This is a genomic window from Pseudoalteromonas sp. US3C1013, from assembly GCF_048401115.1.
Taxonomy (GTDB): Bacteria; Pseudomonadota; Gammaproteobacteria; order Enterobacterales; family Alteromonadaceae; genus Pseudoalteromonas; species Pseudoalteromonas undina.
On the sequence record NZ_CP183075.1, the window covers coordinates 1,561,971 to 1,583,771 of the forward strand.

Genomic DNA, 21,801 nt, shown 5'->3' on the forward strand with positions numbered 1-21,801 from the left:
GTATTTGTTATTTCCTTAGTAACAATAGCACTGAGTAATTAGCGTTATATATGCATATAAGGTGTGTATTTCAAGGCGCTAAACATATTTATTAAACCGGTGTATTTAATATATAAACTGCTTTGTATATTTATAAAATTACAAAGCAGTATAGTTTAGGCATTTATAGCAAGTGCAGTAAGAAGGGTTTTATAAATTTGTAATTTAGGGGTTTGCTCGGTATAGGGGCTTATAGCAAGCAACGGGAATGGTAAACGTGTTTTAAGCGAATCTAGGTTTGCTTGGTATTCATCCATAGTGGCATCAACTTGGTTGGCAATCCAGCCAATGCAATTAACACCCATACTTTGCATATGTGCTGCAGTGAGTAATGCATGATTTATACAGCCTAGTTTCATCCCTACTACCAACATTACGGGTAATTGCTCTGCTTTTACCCAGTCATATAAATATTCGTTGTCGTTAATTGGCAATGCCCAGCCGCCCGCACCTTCTGTTAGCAGGTAGTCTGCACCTTGTTGCTTCACATTTTTATAAGCGGTAAGTAGCTTTTCAACGCTTAGGGTTACTCCCACTTGCTCTGCTGCAATGTGCGGAGCTATGGCGGGCTCAAAAGCAAACGGATTAATTATGTCGTATTTAGCACTCACAGTCGCGCTTTCCATTAGCATTAAGGCATCGGCATTTACGAGCTGATCAAACGCAAGTTCACACCCTGATGCAATCGGTTTAAAACCTATTGCACGCTGCTTATGTTGGGCGAGTAATTTTAATAGCAAACTAGTTACGTGGGTTTTACCCGCGTCGGTATCGGTACCGGTAATAAAAAATTGCTGCATTGCCTTACCTTTAAATTTTTGCTTTTTCTAATGATAACAATACCACATGGTAAGATACATGGGCTTGGTTGTTTATAAGCGGATACGCCGCACATACTTTTTGTAGCGCCGATTTAGTTAATAAACCAGGGCGTTGGCTTGCTTTATTTTGCGACGTTGCTCCAATGGCTTTAATTGAACTAATCGCTTTAAGCGGGCTGGTAAACTCATCAGTATAAATAACCTCTGTCGCGTTATTAACAATAAACCCTGCCTTTTTGACCGATTGGTTTATATTATCGCTACTTAAAAAGTTATTAATGTGGCTATGCGAATCGAGCGCGGCAAACGCCGTTTTTATTTCATGTAGTGAGCCTTCTACCACCGTACTTATGTACGCATGCCCACCGGGCTTTAAAGCTGAATGTAATGAATACATTAGCATTTCAAAATTAGCCGACCATTGCATTGCAAAATTACTAAATACCACATCAATACTATTTTGTTGAAAGGGTAAATTATCCATGTCGGCGCAAATACGCGGTGCGGTTACTGCACTATTTTTAAGCATGGTAAGGCTTAAATCCATGGCAATTACCTGTTTATATATTCCTTGTAACTCTTCGGTATTCACTAACGGCCCAGCGCCTAAATCAACACAATGTTTGTGCTTTGTGCTCGCATCAAGCTTAATGAGTTTAATTAAATCGATTGCGGCTTGTTTTTGTACATGCGCATGAGTTACATATTGGTTTGCCGCCGTTGAAAACTTTCGTTGCGTTACCTGCTTTAAACTATTAACAGCTAAACAAGCTAACGGTGACTTTATACGCGAGTTCGTATTTGCAGCTTGTGCGTTTATCATGCAATGGCCTTTTTTAAACAATTTACCAATGTTGTAATATCTTGCTCGGTATGGGCGGCGGTTAAGGTAACGCGAAGCCTTGAGGTATTATGCTGCACCGTGGGCGGGCGAATAGCGGTTAGCCAAATCCCCTGCTGTTTGAGCTGCTCACAGGCTTTTAAGGTCTGTTCGGCACACCCTAAAACTAGGGGTTGAATGGCAGTTGTTGAATCCATTAAGGCAATTTTGTGCTCATTGGCTAAACGTTTAAATAAAGCAATATTAGCGTTTAATTTGCCTCGTTTGTGGTTAGCATCACGTATGGTTTTGATTCTTGATAATGTATGCGAAGCAATAAATGGCGACATTGCGGTCGAAAAAGTGTAATCGCGGTTAAACTGCAGCATGTAATCAATAAATTCACTCGAACCTAATACACATGCCCCGCTACTTGCCACCGCTTTACCAAAGGTGATCACTAAAATATCTGGCAAATTATCTGCCGCTATAAGTGGCTCACAGCTTCCCAAACCCGATTTACCCTGTATGCCAAAGCCATGCGCATCGTCTATCATTAACCAGGCGTTATGTGCTTTAGCTAAACTCAGTAACTCGATTAAAGGTGCTTGGTCACCATCCATCGAGAATACACCCTCACTCACGATCAATTTATACTTAGCATTGGACTTTTCGAGCCGTGAACGTAAATGATTCATGTTGTTATGGTTAAAGCGCACAAGTGCTGCGTTTGCATGCAATGCGCCGTCGATTAAGCTCGCATGATTAAGTTTATCCTGAAAAATCGCACTTTGCTGAGCAATGGCTTTATCTTGAAATAGCGCTTTTATAACACTGCTATTAGCACTAAATCCCGAATTAAACAGCATGGCATTGTTATAGCCCAACTGAGCACATAAGTATTTTTCGAGCTGTTGCTGCGCACCTTGATAGCCAGTAACTAAAGCAGAACTATGACTTCCTAAGCTATGCATACCTTCAAGCAAAGTGGGCTCATCCGCAAAGCCTAGGTAGTCGTTACTGGCAAAGTTAAGATAACGTTTATTATCAACTATAATTTCACGCGCACTGGCTTGCTCAATAACATAACGCTTGCGGTTAAGCGCGCTTTGCTGGCGCGCTTGTAAATGGCTATTTATAAAATCAAATGACATAGCAATACACAATGTTAAGCAGGATAAAACAATTCTGAACTGGCTTTATCGGCCACTTTAGAAGATAAAGACGCAGCAACGGCTTCATCTGAATAGTCTTCTGCCGTTTCAGGGTTCATACCCAGTTTTTTAATTAATTGCATATCAGCATCAGCTTCTGGGTTTTCGGTAGTAAGGAGTTTATCACCATAAAAAATGGAATTAGCACCGGCAAAAAAACACATCGATTGCATTTGCTCATTCATTGCGCTGCGCCCTGCCGATAATCGTACATAGCTGTGCGGCATCATAATACGCGCGGTGGCAATAGTACGAATAAACTCAAACTGATCTAAGTCGTCTACGTTTTCAAGCGGTGTCCCTTTTACTTTTACTAGCATGTTAATTGGGACGCTTTCTGGTTGCTGAGGCAAATTAGCCAATTGCATTAATAACCCATAACGATCGCTGGGTTGCTCACCCATACCGACAATACCACCAGAACAAACTTTCATACCGGCATCACGCACATGATCAATAGTGTTTAGTCTGTCTGCAAAGGTACGGGTAGATATAATTTGTTCGTAGTATTCAGGTGAGGTATCTAAATTATGGTTATAGTAGTCAAGCCCTGCATCACTCAGCGCATGCGCTTTTTCATTGGTAAGCTTACCTAGGGTCATACAGGTTTCGAGGCCAAGCTCTTTTACTTCTTTAACCATTTTTGAAATGTACGGCATATCACGATCTTTAGGATCTGACCACGCAGCGCCCATACAAAAACGGGTTGCACCCTTTTGTTTTGCAAGGCGTGCTTGCTCTACTACTTTTTCTACTTCTAGCAGGCGCTCTCGTTCTAGGTCGGTTTTATAATGACCCGACTGCGGGCAATATTTACAATCTTCAGGGCAAGCACCTGTTTTTATTGATAGTAAAGTAGAAATTTGCACCTGATTAGGATTAAAATTAGCACGGTGTACGGTCGCGGCTTTAAAAAGCAGATCGTTAAACGGCATTTCAAATAAGGCTTTAACCTCGCTATGGGTCCAATCGTGGCGAACTGTTGCAAGCTCCATAATACTCTCTTTTATTTTTTGCTCTTGGTGTTATTGGCTTAGAATACGTATTGCCGTACCATTGTCAACGAAGCTAACTTAATTAAAGTTTACATATGAGCATAAAAAACACAATAGACCTTGATTTTGACCGAAATCACATTTGGCACCCTTATACATCAATGACTCAACCAATTCCGGTTTACCCTGTTACACATGCCAATCACAACCTTATCCACCTAGAAACAGGCGAGAAACTCATCGACGGTATGGCCTCTTGGTGGAGCGCAATACATGGCTACAATCATCCCGTTTTAAATAATGCGATGACAGAGCAAATCAATAAAATGAGCCATGTAATGTTTGGCGGCATTACGCATTACAGCGCAGTGGAGCTTTGTAAAAAGCTAGTAGCAATAACGCCCGAACATTTAAACAAAGTATTTTTAGCCGACAGCGGCTCGGTTAGTGTTGAAGTAGCGATTAAAATGGCACTGCAGTATTGGTTAAGCCAAGGCATTAATACTAAACAAAAGTTAATGACTCCATTTAAGGGCTATCATGGCGATACTTTTGCAGCCATGAGTGTGTGCGATCCGGTTAATTCTATGCATAGCTTGTATTCCGGCTTTTTACCTAATCATGTATTTGTACCTGCACCTGTTAGCCAATTTAATGACGAGTTTAATCAAGCCGAGGCGGATGAATTAGAACACTATTTTTTAAAACACCACCAGCAAGTTGCCGCCTTTATTATTGAGCCCATAGTGCAAAACGCGGGAGGAATGAACTTTTATCATCCTGAATATTTAGCCTGTGTGCGCAAGTTATGTACTCAATACGATGTATTGCTCATTTGTGATGAAATTGCCACAGGCTTTGGCCGTACCGGTAAAATGTTTGCTGTGGAGCATGCCAATATTCAGCCAGATATACTTTGTATTGGCAAGGCACTCACCGGCGGCACCATGACCTTATCAGCCACGTTAACGACCGATAAAATAGCGATAGGCATTAGCGAAGGTGAAGCCGGTGTTTTGATGCACGGACCTACATTTATGGGCAATCCACTCGCCTGCGCTGTGGCATGTGCCAGTATAGACTTATTGCTTGAACAAGATTGGCAAAAACGAATTTGTGAAGTAAACCAAGCACTTCAACAATTACATCAGTGTGGCTCACTTACTGATGTAGCTAATGTGCGCACTTTAGGTGCAATTGGCGTCGTAGAACTGACAGATGAGGCAGGAATAGTAGATGTAGCTAAAATACAGGCTTATTTTGTTAGCCAAGGAGTGTGGATACGCCCGTTTGGTAAGTTAATTTACTTAATGCCACCGTATATAAGTAACGATACCAGTATTAAAAAGCTTTGCGATGCTATATATAACGCCATAAAGGGTAAACATTACGTATAGATGGTTAATTATTTTAGCCACTAAAGTTAAAATTAAATTGATATTTCTATTTAGTTATTATTCCTCTGTAAAGTTTAGTAAATTTAACCCTTTGGCTTGATTTAGTGTGTTGATCTAAGGGATGTTTAGGGATATGATAATGACTATCATTTACAATAACATTTATGGACTCACTTGCTATGAAAATATTACTTAAGCCTGCCAAGACATTAAGTGCAACTTTTTTACTCGCTTCTGCGATTTTTGCACAACCGGCACTTGCTAACGGCCCAATTGGTGAGCATGTTAATCACCTTCAAGCTAATTTAAAAACCTACAACGAAGACGTTGAGTGGATGGTTTCAAAGGTTGATACCCTAGTAAGCGATTACGAGAAAAAAGGCGCTAAAGCGGTTAATACTGATGACTTAATTGAGTACTGGGAATCGGTTAAATTTCACAGCGCAATAGAAACAAATTATGTCCCTGTGTATGCCTCTATTTGGCAAGGTTTGTATGGCATAAAAATGGCTATTGATAACAAAAAGCCAGCCTCAGAAGTACGTTTGCAGCAACAAGCAATGAACAATGCTTTATGGCAAGGCCTAGGCGCAGTTAAGCTAGCGGCTCAGTTTCAACAAAAAGGGTTATTAAAAAGCGTTAAAGCCACAGCAACAAAAGAAATGACGCAAAGCGCGACCATTGATGAAATTAAACACAAATTAGACCGAGTGGTCGCTAAATACGCAGAACGTTTAAGCGATGAAGCAACAAGCATAGTTCACGATACTTACCTGCATTTATTTGAAGGTGTAGAAGGCACACTCATTGAGCAAGACGCTAACTTAGTAGAAGTACTTGAAAAAGACTTTAACGTAACCCTACCGCAGGCTATTTCAGGTAATAAAACAGTAAATCAAGTACGCGAAGTGGTTGTTGATATGCAAACTAAGTTAACTCGTGCACAAACGCTAATTGAAAAAGCAGAAAAGTCACGTAAGGATGTATTTTAAGTGGAACGCAGAACCTTTATTCAAGGCTTAGCTGCGTTAGGGATAGCTGGCGCTTTGCCGCTATCTCTTTCACGCGCGTTTGCCGCTGATATTGCCAACCCCGTGTCGGTAGATACATTACCTAAACTGAAAGGCGCACTCACCCTTTATTTAGGACGTGGTGAAGGTGGCTTATACGAAAACGTTTTACAAGCCATTCAAAAAAAGAACCCGGATTTAGACCTTGCTATTCGACGCGGCCCAACTGCAGCTTTGGCTAATACGATTGTTGCCGAAGCTAAAGCAGGTGTTAAACGTGCTGACTTATTTTGGGCTGTAGACTCGGGCGCTATTGGTTTAGTAACCGATGCTGGCCTTGCTAAACCTATGCCTAGTGATTTATCTGCACAGCTACAGCCACAGTTTAGATACGATGAGTGGGCTCCTGTAACTGGTCGTATACGTACTTTGCCTTTTAATACTGAGCGTTTAACCAAAGAGCAAATTCCAACAAGCATTATGGAAATAGCCGACAGTGATTTAAGTATTGGTTGGGCACCAGCTTATGCTTCTTTTCAATCGTTTGTTACCGCTATGCGAATTTTAGAAGGCGATGATAAAACTGCTAAATGGCTTAAAAAAGTGCAAAAACGCTCAAAAACTTACGCTGGCGAACTCGGTGTAGTAATGGGCGTTGAACGTGGTGAAGTAGATATTGGTTTTGCTAATCACTACTACACGTTACGTTTGAAGTCTGGTAAGCCCGACGCTAAACTCGATCTTGCATTTACAGAGCAAGATGCTGGTTGTTTAGTGAATGCCTCCGGTATTTTATCGCTATCTGACGACCCACTAGCAACTAACTTTATGCGCTATTTACTCAGCGTTGAAGTACAGAGTTATTTAGCGAGCGAAGCGTATGAAATTCCGCTAGTAAATGACATAAAGCAACCTGATGGCTTGCCTAAATTAACCAGTATTTCGCCACCTAAAATAGACTTAACCCAGTTGGCTGACTTACGTCCAACTATTGACTTAATGCGCAGCAGCGGCGTTTTATAATGCGAATACCACCATCTTATCCTATGGCGCTGCTTGCAGCGCTTGTTACCCTTACTCCTATTTTTGTTTTAATAACGCTTGCCAGTGACGCAAGCTCTTTTTTTGATAGCCATAATTTAACCATTTTAGGAAATACTCTGTCGTTAATGGGCTTAACTGTATTAGGCTCAATTTTAATTGGTGTGCCACTGGCGTTTATTAGCGCTTATGTGCAGCTGCCATTTAAAAAGTTTTGGTTAGTAGTATTTGCCGCCCCTTTAGCTATACCAAGTTATATTGGTGCATTTACGCTTTATGCTGCATTTGGCCCTGGTGGTGAAATACATAACATACTTGGTTTTGAAACCCCTTCTATGTATGGCTTAACTGGCGCCGCCATTGTAATGACCCTGTATACATTCCCATTTGTAATGATGACAACCCGCTCATCCCTACTTAGTCTTGATGCCAGTATGGTCAATGCAGCGCGTACATTGGGGATGTCGATGACACAAAGCGTGTTTAAAGTTATTTTGCCCCGTGTTGTAAATGGTATTGCTGCGGGCTCGTTACTCGTTGCCTTGTATACGTTATCTGACTTTGGTACACCGGCAATGATGCGTCTAGATACCTTCACTCGTGTTATTTACGTAGAATATAACGCCTTTGAACTGAGCCGTGCTGCTATGTTGTCTATGCAGCTAATGGTAATTGTTGGCTTTTTACTAATAATTGAATCGCAAATTAAAACTGCGTCTGAACGCCAAGGCCGGCCCCTTATTTTATTCCCAAAAAAATGGCAATTAGGCGCGATGTTTGCCACCTTTGCACCAATTTTATTACTTGCTATTGGCTTACCACTCGCAGTATTTACACTTTGGCTAGTGCGTGATGGTTTCAGTTCGTTTGATTTTAGTATTGCATGGCACTCTACTTACGCTTCAGCCATTGCAGCTATTGTTACAGTTATTGTGGCTATTCCTGTGGCGCATGCTGCTTTAACCGGAAAAGCAGGCAAAGTGATGGAACGCGTTACTTACTTTGGTTTTGGTATTCCTGGGATTGTTATGGGCACAGCGCTTGTGTATGGCGGCTTACAACTGCCATTTTTATATCAAACACTGGGCTTATTGATCATTGCTTATATGCTACGTTTTTTACCACTTGCGGTTGGCTCTGTGCGTACCAGCACCGAGCACCTTGATCCAAGCTTAGTAAAATCAGCCCGTGTGTTAGGCGCAAGCCCACGTGAAGCTTTCACACGTATTACTTTACCACTGACTATGCGGGGTATTATTGCAGGTGCTGCTTTAGTATTTTTAGAGTCAATGCGCGAATTAGAAGCCACACTATTATTGGGTCCAACTGGTTTTGAAACCTTATCTACGTATTTATGGCGTGTTTACGAAGCCGGTTATTTTGGCCGCGCAGCAATACCTGGGTTATTGTTGGTGGTGATTTCGGCGGCGGCTTTAGCTATTATGATGTCTGGCGAGAAACGCAACCAGTTTGAACATTAAGGATTTATATAAATGCTATCTGTAAGTCAGTTGTCTATAGATTATGGCAGTAATCGTGTTGTTAGTGACTTAAATTTCACTTTAGGTGAAAGCGAAATTTTAATGCTTGTTGGTCCAACAGGTTGTGGTAAAAGTACTATTTTACAAGCCCTAGCTGGGCTTTTACCAATTAGCGACGGCGAAATTAAAGTTGCTAAATGGACTGCTACACCAAAGCATACTGTAGCCCCTGAAAAACGCAGTGTGGGTATGGTGTTTCAAGACTTTGCGTTGTTTCCCCATTTAACGGTTGAGCAAAATGTGTGTTTTAAACTAAAAGACACAAGCCCTGCTGATCATTGGATAAAGCTACTCGGTTTAGATGCGTTTAGACATAAAAAACCAGCGACACTTTCTGGCGGACAAAAACAGCGTGTTGCATTAGCGCGCACCCTAGCCCACCAGCCAGACTTTGTATTACTTGATGAGCCACTATCAAACTTAGACGCGGCTTTAAAAGACATGCTACGTTGGGATATACGTAATGCGCTTAAAGAAGCCGGCGTACCCGCTATTTGGGTAACGCACGATCAAGAAGAAGCACTTTCGGTGGGCGATCGCGTGGGTGTACTAAAAGGCGGAAAAATACAGCAAATTGATAGCCCAGAGCAATGCTTTAGTGCACCCAATAATCGCTTTGTGGCACGCTTTCTAGGTGAAGCTAGTTTTATAAAAGGAACGCTGAATAACGGCCAAGCACTTACCGATATTGGTAATGTTCCCGCTCATGGTGTTGACTGTGAAAACGGTGAGGTAGAGGTGTTACTTCGTCCAGATGATGTATTATTAGTACAAAGCAGTGTAGGAAATAATGGCGAAGTAATTTGGGTACGCTTTGAAGGCGGCAGCAGATTATGCGCCATAAAACTAGCCTGTGGTACTGTGGTTTCAAGTCGCGTGAGTCATGAAGTAGTGGTAAATCCTGGTGATAACGTACATGTATCGCTTAGTACCTCTCATCCACTGGCGGCATTTAAAAGCTAGCGCTTTATATATTTTACTCTAGAGGAAACTATGAACGGACCAAATCCAAACAATCCATCACCTATGGAAGGGTTTCCTCAAGTAGGTTATTTAAAAAACTTTATCACCTCTGCGAATATAGATGTTGGTGATTACACCTATTACGACGACCCTGACGGCCCTGAAAACTTTGAAAAAAATGTACTTTACCATTTCGATTTTATCGGGGACCGTCTTATCATAGGTAAGTTTTGTGCGATAGCTAAAGACGTTACTTTTATAATGAATGGGGCTAATCATCAAACCTCCGGCTTTTCTACCTATCCATTTTTTATATTTGGTAATGGCTGGGGAAAATCTGCGCCTCAACAAGGTGACTTTCCTTTTAAAGGTGATACTGAAATAGGTAATGATGTGTGGATTGGTTACAACGCCACCATTATGCCAGGAGTAAAAGTCGGCGATGGTGCCATTATAGCAAGTAAATCCGTGGTAACGTCTGATGTGCCTGCCTATGGTATTGTAGGGGGTAACCCTGCAAAATTGATAAAAAAGCGTTTTGATGATGAGACTATTAATAAACTTTTAGCAATTGCATGGTGGGATTGGAGCAGTGAAAAAATCACCGCTCATTTAGATGCCATTACACACTCTGATATAGACGTATTAGCTAAAATTTAATAATTACCACTCAAACATATAAGCCATTTTACTAATCGTTTTTAACGGTATGTTATGGCTATTGCGTTTTGCGTATAAGTGTTGCATTGATTTATCTTTCACTTCGCCAACAATCACTTCTTTTACCTGATAGCCTAAAGCAATGGCTGCTTGTGAATAGGCAATAAATTCCCACTTTTTAATATTGGTGTTATCCACTATTACCAGTTCAATGCCTTGTGCTAAGGCATTAATAAAACGGGCCAAGTTTAAATTATGATATTGCGATAATTTAAACTTATCAAAATGATACTCACCCTGCTCGTTAACAAAGTAATCATCTGTTGAGCAAATAAAATATTGGCTTTCATCTGCTCCGGAAAGTTCCTCGGCGAGATTTTGCGCATAATATGACTTACCACTGCCTGGTAGCCCTCGTAAAATAAAAACTTGTTTCATAGCATCCATTTTTTATTAATACGTCAATTCGGTTTATTTACTAATAATGCCACAAATTGATGAAATTTCAGAGCAACAAATGGTAATAGTGGTTATTTAACTGCAAAAATTGGTTAAAAAAACAACGTACCACTAAAAACTTTTAAAGAGTTGCCCACAACAGTTTTTTTATTTTACTTTACTAGGTATTATACAAGGTTCAAGTGCAGTGACCTCAAATGCTAAAAAGCATGAGTAACGCACAGTTAATTTATATAGTTAGGCAACTTATATCATTGGAGTGAAGATGAGCCATTTAGCGATTTCAGAGCTATTAAAAGGCAATGTTGCGGTAGACAGCCAAGTAACCATTAAAGGCTGGATCCGTACACGCCGCGATTCAAAAGCAGGAATATCATTTTTAGCCGTTCATGACGGTTCGTGTTTTGATCCTATTCAAGCGGTAGTTCCTAATTCACTGAATAATTATGATGAAGTTACAAGCTTAACAGCAGGCTGTTCTGTGTCGGTTACCGGTGTATTAGTACAATCAGCAGGACAAGGTCAATCTTTCGAAATTCAAGCTAACTCAGTAACTGTGTTAGGTTGGGTTGAAAACCCAGACACCTACCCAATGTCGGCTAAACGCCACAGCATTGAGTATTTACGCGAACACGCTCACCTTCGCCCTCGCACTAATATGATTGGCGCAGTAACACGTGTACGTAACTGTTTAGCACAAGCAATCCACCGTTTTTACCATGAGCAAGGGTTTTACTGGATCAGCACGCCAATTATTACTGCAAGTGACTGTGAAGGCGCAGGTGAGATGTTCCGTGTATCAACGCTTGATATGCAAAATCTGCCAATGACAGACAAAGGCGAGATTGATTACAGCGAAGACTTTTTTGGTAAAGAAGCCTTTCTAACGGTATCTGGCCAGCTAAACGGTGAAACGTACGCTTCAGCAATGTCAAAAATTTACACCTTTGGCCCAACGTTCCGTGCAGAAAACTCTAATACATCACGACACCTTGCTGAATTTTGGATGGTAGAGCCAGAAGTTGCGTTTGCTGATTTAGAAGACATCGCAAAACTTGCTGAAAACATGCTTAAGTACGTGTTTAAAGCCGTATTGGAAGAACGCCGTGACGACATGGAATTTTTCGCATTACGTGTTGAAAAAACAGCCATTAGCCGTTTAGAAGAATTTGTTGAAAAAGACTTTGCCCAAGTTGACTACACCGACGCTGTAGAGATTTTAAAAGCGTGTGGCAAGAAATTTGAGTACGACGTTGAATGGGGTGTAGATTTACAGTCTGAGCACGAACGCTACCTAGCTGAAGAACACTTTAAAGCACCGGTTGTTATTAAAAACTACCCGCGTGATATTAAAGCATTCTACATGCGTCAAAATGAAGACGGCAAAACTGTTGCTGCTATGGACGTAGTAGCACCAGGTATTGGTGAGATCATTGGTGGTTCACAACGTGAAGAGCGTCTTGATGTATTAGATGCACGCCTTGAAGAGATGGGCTTAAACAAAGAAGACTACAGCTGGTACCGCGACCTCCGTAAATACGGTAGCGTGCCACACTCTGGGTTTGGTTTAGGGTTTGAGCGCTTAGTTGCTTATGTTACCGGTATGGGTAACGTACGTGATGTAATTGCGTTCCCACGTACTAAAGGCAGCGCAACTTACTAAGCTAAGCTTTGTAACGTTAAATAAAAAACCAACCCGCGGGTTGGTTTTTTATTGTTTGATATATTCATGTGCATAAATACTTGTACAATTTGCCTCCCGCTTAGGGAAGCAAATTGTTATAAATACTAAATTTTTATAAATATTTTTCGTTTATAAAGTATATTCGAAATTACCCAAAAGCCAATAACATGCAATAAAGCAAAGGTGAACGATGCCAATTTAGCGCTCATAACTAAGGCGAGTTGCTGATACATCCAATCCTCTAAGTTTAGCTCTCCAATATTAATCAGTGAATAGCTCAGTACCCACACAGCCGACAATACATATATAAACAGTGGGTTTGATCCATACACAATTAATGGATTAACAAGGCGCTCAGGTTTAACAATGTCGCAAAGCCAAACAAAAAATGCCAACACAATACAGGCAATCCCGGATGTGTAAATAACAAAGCTACTAGTCCAAAGCGATTTATTAATTGGCATCACCATTGAGCTTAATTGCCCAATAACAACTGCAACTACACCAATAACTAACAGCCGTTTAATGCTTGCCCACTGGCAACTTGTGCTCGTTAACAGGCGCGTTACTTCAAAACCAAATAAGACACTCACCACAGCGGGTAACGTACTGATGAGACCTTCTGGATCAAATGCGAGCCCTTTGCCTTGCCATAAATGCGACTCACCTAGTACGGCAATATCAACCGCTCTAACTAGGTTATGTTCGAGTGTATAAGCATTTTCAGCGCCAACGCTTAACAGTAATAACCAATAAGCAACTAAGATAATAACCGATAGCGTTAACACCCCTCGCCTATTTAAAAACAACACACAGATAGACGCTAAAATATAGGCTATCCCTATACGTTGCAGTACACCTAATATTCTCAAGTTTTCAATATTGGTAGTAAAGGGATAAATATTTAAAGCTAGACCAATGGCAAATATAATTGCTCCACGTTTAACTAGTCTTAATACTTGGCTAGCACTGGCTGCACTGTTCGTTTTTTTGAACGAAAAAAACATCGCAGAGCCAATAATAAACATAAAAAACGGAAAAATTACATCCGTAGGGGTACAGCCATGCCAATCTGCATGAAGTAAAGGGGCATACACATGGGACCACGACCCCGGCGTGTTTACCAGTATCATTAACGCTATGGTTAGCCCACGCATAGCATCAAGTGCTTTATACCTTGTCATTTTGGCTCCTATTTAATAATTTGTATTGCTACAAATGACAACGCTGTCACTCTGTAATAAAAAAACCTAAATCGCAAGTAATTTAGATAAGTGGCATGCTTGAATTAAAAAAGCCGCAGAATCAATAATGAAACGGCGGCTTTAAATCAGAATTTGCTACTTTAGGAGCGGCTTATTACTTTCCTTTATAGTGCTTGCTCTAACTGTGGTAAAACATCAAATAAGTCAGCAACTAAACCGTAATCAGCTACTTGGAATATTGGCGCATCAGGGTCTTTATTAATGGCAACAATAACTTTTGAATCTTTCATACCCGCAAGATGCTGAATGGCACCACTAATACCCACAGCAATATATAAATTAGGCGCGACAATTTTACCTGTTTGCCCTACTTGCATATCGTTAGGCACAAAGCCCGCGTCAACCGCTGCACGTGATGCACCAATAGCGGCACCGAGTTTATCGGCAATGCCATTTAATAATGCAAAATTTTCACCATTTTGCATACCACGACCACCCGAAATAACCACATCTGCAGCCGTTAGCTCTGGACGCTCTGATTCAGTTTGTTCAACACTAACAAAACTGCTTAACTGTGAATCAGAGATTGCATCTACAGCGGTTACATTAGCTGGAGCTTGCTCGCCTTGTAAATCAAAGCTACTTGCACGTACTGTGATCACTTTTTTACTATCGAGCGATTTAACCGTTGCAATAGCATTACCCGCGTAAATTGGGCGCTTAAATGTATCTGCGTCAATTACGTCAATAATTTCTGAAATTTGCGCTACATCTAATAATGCGGCAACACGCGGCATAAAGTTTTTACCTGTAGTAGTTGCACTTGCCACAATATGGCTGTAACTATCTGCAAGTGATAACACTAGATCTGTCATGCTTTCAGCAAGTTGATGCTCATAAACTGCATTATCAGCAAGTAAAACATTCGCAACACCCTCAATGCTCGCGAGTGACTCACTCATGGCGCCAAGGTTTATGCCTGCTAATAATACATCTACGTCAAAGCCTAATTTTTTAGCGGCATTAATCGTTTTTGAGGTTTCTGGTTTTAAGGCACCGTTATCGTGCTCTGCAATTACAAGAGTTTTCATTTAAATCACCTTTGCCTCTGTTTTAAGTTTTTCTACAAGCTGTGCAACGTCTTCAACAATAATCCCGCCGCTGCGTTTTGCTGGCTCCTCTACACTAACTAATTCAATGCGCGGGGCTAAATCTACACCTAGCGAATCAGCCGCAATAACTTCTAACGGCTTACGTTTGGCTTTCATAATATTAGGTAGCGACGCATAACGTGGCTCATTCAAACGTAAATCGGTGGTGACTATTGCGGGTAAATTAAGTGCAACGGTTTGTAAACCGCCATCAACTTCACGAGTAACATTTACTTTGCCATTTTCAATAACCACTTTAGAAGCAAACGTACCTTGACCACGGTTAGTCAGCGCCGCTAGCATTTGACCTGTTTGATTATTATCAGAATCGATTGACTGTTTTCCTAAAATAACCAGTTCAGGCGATTCTTGTTCAACTACTTTGGCAAGCAATTTTGCTATATGTAGGGACTCTAAGTTTTGCTCTGTTTCAACATGAATCGCTTTATCTGCGCCCAAAGCCAGTGCTGTGCGTAATTGTTCTTGAGAGGCTTTAGCGCCAATAGTAACAACAACTACTTCAGTTGCAGTACCCGCTTCTTTTAAACGAATCGCTTCTTCTACAGCAATTTCACAAAATGGGTTCATGGCCATTTTAACGTTAGTTAAATCAACACCGCTGTTGTCAGGTTTAACGCGAGCTTTTACGTTGTAGTCGATCACTCTTTTTATTGGTACGAGAACTTTCATAGGGACTCCATAATTATTTAAACCTATAAGCTAACGTCTACGTCAACCTATTTATTTTATGAAATCAGACTACTTCCTGTTGACGTAAACGTCAACCTAAAATAACCTTAAACTATTCACAACCTGTAACGATTAATTTGCATAACAAAGAAACAGGTTGCTTAGCTTACTTTTTGCTAAATAATGCAAAGGTGAGTCCGTCATAGATAAAGAGGTTATTATGATTGAACGCGAAACCATGGAATTTGATGTTGTTGTTGTAGGGGCAGGTCCTGCGGGGCTTTCAACAGCAATTAAACTCGCGCAGCAAGCACAAGAAAAACAACAAGAGTGCATGATATGTGTAGTTGAAAAAGGCTCAGAAGTTGGCGCACATGTATTATCAGGTGCCGTTTTTGAAACCAAAGCACTTGACGAATTACTGCCAAATTGGCAGGAACTCGGCGCTCCTGTTTCGACTAAAGTGGTAAATGATGAGATTTACTGGTTTAACAACGAACATAAAGCAACCTCAATTCCTCACTTTGCTACACCAAATACATTTCATAACAAGGGTAACTACATTGTTTCTATGGGTAATGTATGTCGCTGGTTAGCAGAGCAAGCAGAAAACCTTGGAGTAGAAATATTTCCAGGCTTTAGTGCGCATTCAGTCATTATTGAAGATGATGTTGTAAAAGGCATCATTACTGGCGATATGGGTGTAGATAAAAATGGCAATGAAAAAGACGGTTACATGCCAGGTATGGAGCTACGCGCTAAGTACACAGTATTTGCTGAGGGCTGTCGCGGTCATCTAGGTAAGCAACTGATCAATCAGTTTGCTTTAGACGATGAAAGTTCACCACAGCATTATGGTTTAGGTTTTAAAGAAATTTGGCAAGTTGATGAATCTAAACATCAATTGGGTAAAGTTGTACACGGAACCGGTTGGCCATTAAGTGGCGACACTGGCGGTGGCGCCTTTATGTATCATAGCGAAAACAACCAAGTGGTTGTGGGGTTAATTGTTGATTTAAATTACTCAAACCCACACTTAAGCCCGTTTGATGAATTTCAACGATTAAAACATCACCCTATTTTCAAAAATACGCTTGAAGGTGGAGAACGCATTGCTTACGGTGCACGTGCTATTGCTAAAGGCGGTTTACATTCATTACCAAAAATGCACTTCCCGGGTGGCTTGCTAGTGGGCTGTGATGCAGGCACGCTTAACTTTGCAAAAATTAAAGGCAACCATACGGCTATGAAGTCAGGCATGATAGCCGCTGAAGTTATTTTTTATGCGCTACAAAACAATTTAGCCAATACTGATTTAACCCAGTATAGCGATGAGTTTAAAAAGTCATGGGCGTTTAAAGAGCTGTATCAGTCTCGTAATTTTGGCCCTGCTATGCATACCTTAGGTAAATTTGCAGGCGGCGCATATAACACGCTTGATCAAAATATATTTAAGGGTGCCCTACCGTTTAGTTTTAAAGATAACGTACCTGACCATGCAACTTTAAAAGACGCTAACCAAGCTGAAAAAATTAACTACCCTAAGCCTGATGGCAAACTCAGTTTTGATAAGCTTTCTTCAGTGTTTTTATCTAATACCAATCATGAAGAATCACAGCCGTGTCACTTAAAACTAAAAGATGCATCAATTCCGATTAACGTTAACTTAGTTAAATTTGACGAGCCAGCACAGCGCTACTGCCCTGCCGGCGTTTACGAAGTACAAGAAGTAGAAGGCGAGCAATCCTTTGTGATCAACGCGCAAAACTGTGTGCATTGTAAAACCTGTGATATTAAAGATCCGAGCCAAAATATTACCTGGGTAACTCCCGAAGGTGCTGGTGGCCCTAACTATCCCAATATGTAACAACCTTTCTATAGAAATTATAAACTTATCCTAAATTGCAGGGGCTTCGGCCCCTTTTTTGCGCTATGCTGTTAAGTAATATGAATGAATGAGAGTGTGTTATGGCGTCGTCGAGTGTAATTTTTCGTTTTTTAGCAGAGCCAACCGATGTAAATTTTGGTGGTAAGGTGCATGGCGGTGTGGTCATGAAGTGGATTGACCAAGCGGGTTATGCCTGTGCTGCGGGCTGGAGCGGCCATTACTGTGTAACAGTATCGGTTGCGGGCGTTAAGTTTAGCCGTCCTATCTTAGTTGGCCAAATTGTTGAGGTTGAAGCAAAAATTGCACACACCGGCAAAACCAGCATGCAAATTTTTATTCAAGTTCGCTGTGGCGACCCTAAAACGCAAAACTTAGTTGAAACCAATCACTGTGTTATTAGCTTTGTTGCTATGGATGAAACGGGTTACCCTGTGGCGGTACCAGAATTTAAATCGGTTACCGACGAAGACAAAAAGCTTGAGAACTACGCAATTAAAATGAAGCAAATAGCCATCGAAACAGAAAACTTATTAGATAAAGTTTAATTTAGTTACTTTTATAGGTATGTAGAAACTACAACAACTTGTAAAAGCTACAATTTTTTAATTTTTACGGATTAACTGCACGCTGAACACCTGATTGTTTTGCGTGCCAAAAACACCATAATAGCTTAACAAACACACATAAAGACTAAATATTAGGCTAAATAATACTTGGCACGCTCACTGCAATTAGTAAATCGACGTTTGATGAAATAATTCATCGATATTACTTTTTAAAGGAGCTATATAATGATTAAAACACTTTCTCTTTCTGCACTTGCTTTAGCAACACTGGGTTTTAATTCAGCGGCACAAGCTGATGTTACCGACATGGACTCTCCGCGCATTTACACTGGTATTGGTTATGGCCAATATTCATTTCAGTTTGAAGATAGCGAAAACGACACCGACTTTGATGACGACGCGCAAATGTTAAAAGGTTACATTGGTACCCAATTTAATGAAAATTTAAGTCTTGAGCTTGCTTATCAAAATTTTGATGAAGTGAGTGATATAGACAGTAAAGCTGAAATTGATGGCGTATCGTTAGCAGCACGTTTTGCAGCGCCGATCACTGAAGATTTTTCTGTTTATGCAAAAGGTGGTTGGTTTGAATGGGATGCAGAAGTTACTCAAGAGCTACCGGTTGGCAGCGTAAGCGCATCTCAAGATGGCGGCGACGTATTTTACGGTGCAGGTATTGAATATGCATTTACAACCAATATGCAAGTGCGTTTAGAGTATGAGCGTTACGAATTAGAAGATGATATTGATCCAGAAATGGATGTTGCGTCAGTATCATTCCAATACATGTTTTAATAATAGCTTAATTGTTAAAACATTAGGTAAGGCTATTTTTAGCCTTACCTTTTTTATTTCACATTTAAACCAATCAGTCTATAATTCCTCTCCTAATTAAGCTAATGCCAGCAACATTAATTAAAGGTAGAATAACGCTCTATTTTTTCTATAACCGAGCATTATGAGCGATTATCAAATTTCGGCTATTGGCCACATTCAATCTCCGTATAAACAAAAATTTGCCATTCCTAGGCAGCCTAGATTAGTACCCGAAGCTAAAGCTAAATTGATTTTTGCCAAAGAATTTAATCGTGAAGAATTTGTTCGCGGATTAGATGAATTTAGCCATATTTGGCTGTTATTTCGTTTTCATGAAACTGCTGATAAAGGCTATTCAGCAATGGTTCGCCCGCCGCGCCTTGGCGGTAATGAGCGTAAAGGCGTATTTGCTACTCGTGCTACTTTCCGTCCAAATGCTATTGGCATGAGTGCAGTAAAGTTAGAGGGAATTGAGTATAAAAACGGCCAGTTGGCGTTATTGCTCGCCGGTATTGATTTACTTGATGGCACACCCATCGTAGATATAAAACCTTATTTACCCTATTCAGACTCATTACCCGATGCAAGCGCTGGATTTGCCGATACGCGCCCAGAGACTCAAATGAGTGTTGAGTTTAGCCAACAGGCTATAGAATTTATAAATAAACAAAGTCACTATCCTGAGCTACAAGCGTTTATTAGTAATGTGCTAAAACAAGATCCGCGCCCTGCCTACAAAAAGCAAAAACAAGGCGTGCAAAGCTATGGTATGAATTTGTATGAATACAATATTACTTGGCAAGTGACTGATTCTCATCATCTGGTTACTCATATTGAGCTCAGTTAAGCTAACTTTAAAGCCCTGCTATGGCTATAAAATTCGATAAAAAATCACTTAGCGCTTTAGTGTCAATGCAACCGCTGGTAAACTGAGCCCCTTAATTAAAAGAACATATCACTCTATTTCGGAAAAAACATGCGTACTAGTCAATATATACTCGCTACACTTAAAGAAACGCCATCCGATGCGGAAATTGTCTCGCATCAATTAATGCTTAGAGCCGGAATGATCCGTCGCGTCGCTTCGGGTTTATACACTTGGCTTCCCTCTGGCTTACGTGTGCTAAGAAAAGTAGAAAACATAGTACGCGAAGAAATGGATAAAGCCGGCGCAATTGAAATGCTTATGCCTGTTATTCAGCCTGCTGATTTATGGGAAGAGTCTGGCCGCTGGAGTGAGTTTGGTCCTGAGTTAATGCGCTTTACCGACCGTCATAATCGTGAATTTGCCATGGGCCCTACCCATGAAGAAGTGATCACCGATTTTGTTCGTAAAGAAATTAACAGCTACAAACAACTACCAATTACTTTGTACCAAGTACAAACTAAAGTACGTGACGAACGTCGCCCACGTTTTGGTGTTATGCGTGCCCGTGAATTTACTATGAAAGATGCCTACTCATTCCATTTAACCGATGAATGTTTAGATGCAACGTATCAAGTAATGCACAAAGCCTACTGTAATATTTTTGAACGTTTAGGCTTAGATTACCGCCCAGTAATTGCAGATACAGGCTCTATTGGCGGTAGTGTATCGCATGAGTTCCATGTACTTGCTGAATCTGGCGAAGACGCCATTGCTTTTAGTGATGCCAGCGACTACGCCGCTAATATTGAAAAAGCCGAAGCATTAGCGCCAACTGAAGCTCGCCCACAAGCAAGCAAAGAGTTAAAAGCATTCCCAACGCCTGATGCTAAAACAATTAATGAGCTTAAAAAACACTATGGCGTAAAACCCCATCGCGGTGTTAAAACATTAGTGGTTTATGGTACTCCTAATGAAGACGGCGTACGCGAGCTTGTTGCATTAGTACTGCGTGGCGATCACGAACTTAATGAACTCAAAGCTGAAAAGCACCCATTGGTTGATTCTCCACTTGAAATGGCAACCGAAGCAGATATTGTTGCTGCCATTGGCGCAAAACCAGGCTCTTTAGGCCCAGTTGGCTTGAACATGCCTATTATTGTTGATAGAACAGCGGATGTAATGGCTGATTTTGTAGCCGGTGCCAATAAAGATGATGAGCACTTTAGCGGTATTAACTGGGATCGCGACGTAACAAACTACGAAGTTGCTGATATCCGTAATATTGTAGAAGGCGATCCTAGCCCGTGTGGTCAAGGCACGTTACAAATTAAGCGCGGTATTGAAGTGGGTCATATTTTCCAGCTAGGTACTAAGTACTCAGAAGCATTAAAAGCAGGTGTACTAAGCGAGTCAGGTAAAAACCAAATAATGACTATGGGCTGTTATGGAATTGGTGTATCACGTATTGTTGCTGCAGCTATTGAGCAAAATAACGATCAATACGGTATTACATGGCCTAAAACCATAGCTCCTTTCGATTTAGCAATTGTGCCAATGAATATGCATAAATCGCATCGTATTCCTGATATTGCTAATAACCTCTATCAAGGTTTAAAAGATGCAGGTTTGGACGTGTTATTTGATGACCGTAAAGAGCGCCCTGGTGTTATGTTTAACGACATGGAATTACTTGGTGTACCTTACACGCTTGTCATTGGTGAGCGTAACCTTGATGAGAATAAGGTAGAACTTAAAAACCGTCGCACCGGTGAAAAACTTATGATAGATATTGATAGCGCGATTGAAACTATTAAAGCGCAATTTAAATCATAAATAATAATCTAATTAAAAAACCGCTGTATGGTTTTTCATACAGCGGTTTTTTATTGATTGCTTATCTAGTAATTTTCAAACACAGAGCTTAAATTAAGCAAATAGCACTGTCTCATAATTAATAATTTATAAAAAAAAGG

The 21,801-nt window shown here is 40.7% G+C and carries 20 protein-coding genes; 12 read left to right on the forward strand and 8 right to left on the reverse strand.

Going from position 1 to position 21,801, the window contains the following annotated elements:
• Positions 1-155: 155 nt before the first annotated feature.
• The 4 genes from bioD to bioB are packed head-to-tail and all read right to left on the reverse strand — an operon-like array spanning position 156 to position 3,889.
• Entirely contained in the window at positions 156-839 is a 684-nt protein-coding gene (gene bioD / locus ACNSN2_RS07275; protein ID WP_054200970.1) for a dethiobiotin synthase, read from the reverse strand.
• A 10-nt stretch (positions 840-849) separates the two neighbouring features.
• A complete protein-coding gene (locus tag ACNSN2_RS07280; RefSeq protein WP_418608948.1) occupies positions 850-1,683 on the reverse strand; it encodes a methyltransferase domain-containing protein in 834 nt (277 codons plus the stop codon).
• Positions 1,680-2,834, reverse strand: a complete 1,155-nt coding sequence (locus ACNSN2_RS07285) for an aminotransferase class I/II-fold pyridoxal phosphate-dependent enzyme (RefSeq protein ID WP_418608950.1) — start codon at positions 2,832-2,834, stop codon at positions 1,680-1,682. Before ACNSN2_RS07285 ends, ACNSN2_RS07280 begins: the two co-directional genes overlap by 4 nt.
• 14 nt (positions 2,835-2,848) lie before the next feature.
• On the reverse strand, positions 2,849-3,889 hold the full coding sequence (bioB, locus tag ACNSN2_RS07290) for a biotin synthase BioB (protein ID WP_010390068.1): 1,041 nt from the start codon (positions 3,887-3,889) through the stop codon (positions 2,849-2,851).
• Positions 3,890-3,984: 95 nt separating this feature from the next.
• Here bioB and bioA point away from each other — a divergent pair, with 95 nt between their 5' ends.
• The 6 genes from bioA to ACNSN2_RS07320 all read left to right on the forward strand — a co-directional run bounded on the left by bioA (position 3,985) and on the right by ACNSN2_RS07320 (position 10,501).
• The gene (gene bioA, locus ACNSN2_RS07295; protein WP_418608952.1) at positions 3,985-5,286 is read left to right on the forward strand and encodes an adenosylmethionine--8-amino-7-oxononanoate transaminase; all 1,302 of its coding nucleotides are present in this window, start codon (positions 3,985-3,987) and stop codon (positions 5,284-5,286) included.
• Positions 5,287-5,465: 179 nt separating this feature from the next.
• Positions 5,466-6,278: a hypothetical protein gene (locus ACNSN2_RS07300; RefSeq protein WP_054201198.1), complete on the forward strand. Its 813-nt coding sequence runs from the start codon at positions 5,466-5,468 to the stop codon at positions 6,276-6,278.
• Positions 6,279-7,319 (forward strand): ABC transporter substrate-binding protein, encoded by a 1,041-nt coding sequence (locus tag ACNSN2_RS07305; RefSeq protein ID WP_075169196.1) that lies wholly within the window; start codon positions 6,279-6,281, stop codon positions 7,317-7,319. It abuts the gene before it with no gap.
• Complete coding sequence (locus ACNSN2_RS07310) at positions 7,319-8,818, forward strand: ABC transporter permease (RefSeq protein ID WP_418608954.1); 1,500 nt, start codon at positions 7,319-7,321, stop codon at positions 8,816-8,818. The genes ACNSN2_RS07305 and ACNSN2_RS07310 overlap by 1 nt, the downstream gene beginning before the upstream one ends.
• Positions 8,819-8,830: 12 nt before the next feature.
• Positions 8,831-9,841: an ABC transporter ATP-binding protein gene (locus tag ACNSN2_RS07315; RefSeq protein WP_418608955.1), complete on the forward strand. Its 1,011-nt coding sequence runs from the start codon at positions 8,831-8,833 to the stop codon at positions 9,839-9,841.
• Between the two features lie 30 nt (positions 9,842-9,871).
• A complete protein-coding gene (locus ACNSN2_RS07320; RefSeq protein ID WP_418608956.1) occupies positions 9,872-10,501 on the forward strand; it encodes a Vat family streptogramin A O-acetyltransferase in 630 nt (209 codons plus the stop codon).
• A 3-nt stretch (positions 10,502-10,504) separates the two neighbouring features.
• Here the strand turns inward: ACNSN2_RS07320 and ACNSN2_RS07325 are convergent, their stop codons facing one another.
• Complete coding sequence (locus ACNSN2_RS07325; protein ID WP_008113825.1) at positions 10,505-10,939, reverse strand: ATP-binding protein; 435 nt, start codon at positions 10,937-10,939, stop codon at positions 10,505-10,507.
• 286 nt (positions 10,940-11,225) lie between these two features.
• On the opposite strand from ACNSN2_RS07325, the gene asnS reads away from it, so the two are divergent.
• Complete coding sequence (gene asnS, locus ACNSN2_RS07330) at positions 11,226-12,623, forward strand: asparagine--tRNA ligase (RefSeq protein WP_008113822.1); 1,398 nt, start codon at positions 11,226-11,228, stop codon at positions 12,621-12,623.
• 125 nt (positions 12,624-12,748) lie between these two features.
• Here asnS and ACNSN2_RS07335 read toward each other — a convergent pair whose 3' ends face one another.
• From ACNSN2_RS07335 to ACNSN2_RS07345, 3 genes are all read right to left on the reverse strand, one after another.
• Positions 12,749-13,828, reverse strand: a complete 1,080-nt coding sequence (locus tag ACNSN2_RS07335) for an acyltransferase family protein (RefSeq protein WP_418608958.1) — start codon at positions 13,826-13,828, stop codon at positions 12,749-12,751.
• Positions 13,829-14,013: 185 nt separating this feature from the next.
• Positions 14,014-14,940 (reverse strand): electron transfer flavoprotein subunit alpha/FixB family protein, encoded by a 927-nt coding sequence (locus ACNSN2_RS07340; RefSeq protein WP_418608959.1) that lies wholly within the window; start codon positions 14,938-14,940, stop codon positions 14,014-14,016.
• Positions 14,941-15,690 carry an electron transfer flavoprotein subunit beta/FixA family protein gene (locus ACNSN2_RS07345; protein WP_010390086.1) on the reverse strand — a complete coding sequence of 250 codons (750 nt, stop codon included), beginning with the start codon at positions 15,688-15,690 and terminating at the stop codon, positions 14,941-14,943.
• A 220-nt stretch (positions 15,691-15,910) separates the two neighbouring features.
• Here ACNSN2_RS07345 and ACNSN2_RS07350 point away from each other — a divergent pair, with 220 nt between their 5' ends.
• The 5 genes from ACNSN2_RS07350 (at position 15,911) to ACNSN2_RS07370 (ending at position 21,661) form a co-directional block, all read left to right on the forward strand.
• Positions 15,911-17,557, forward strand: coding sequence for an electron transfer flavoprotein-ubiquinone oxidoreductase (locus ACNSN2_RS07350; protein ID WP_418608961.1), 1,647 nt, complete (start codon positions 15,911-15,913; stop codon positions 17,555-17,557).
• Between the two features lie 101 nt (positions 17,558-17,658).
• Entirely contained in the window at positions 17,659-18,123 is a 465-nt protein-coding gene (locus ACNSN2_RS07355; protein WP_008113812.1) for an acyl-CoA thioesterase, read from the forward strand.
• Positions 18,124-18,369: 246 nt separating this feature from the next.
• Complete coding sequence (locus ACNSN2_RS07360) at positions 18,370-18,939, forward strand: outer membrane beta-barrel protein (protein WP_418608963.1); 570 nt, start codon at positions 18,370-18,372, stop codon at positions 18,937-18,939.
• A 163-nt stretch (positions 18,940-19,102) separates the two neighbouring features.
• Positions 19,103-19,807 (forward strand): tRNA (N6-threonylcarbamoyladenosine(37)-N6)-methyltransferase TrmO, encoded by a 705-nt coding sequence (tsaA, locus tag ACNSN2_RS07365; protein ID WP_138621937.1) that lies wholly within the window; start codon positions 19,103-19,105, stop codon positions 19,805-19,807.
• A gap of 129 nt (positions 19,808-19,936) precedes the next feature.
• Positions 19,937-21,661: a proline--tRNA ligase gene (locus ACNSN2_RS07370; protein ID WP_418608966.1), complete on the forward strand. Its 1,725-nt coding sequence runs from the start codon at positions 19,937-19,939 to the stop codon at positions 21,659-21,661.
• Positions 21,662-21,801: the final 140 nt, after the last annotated feature.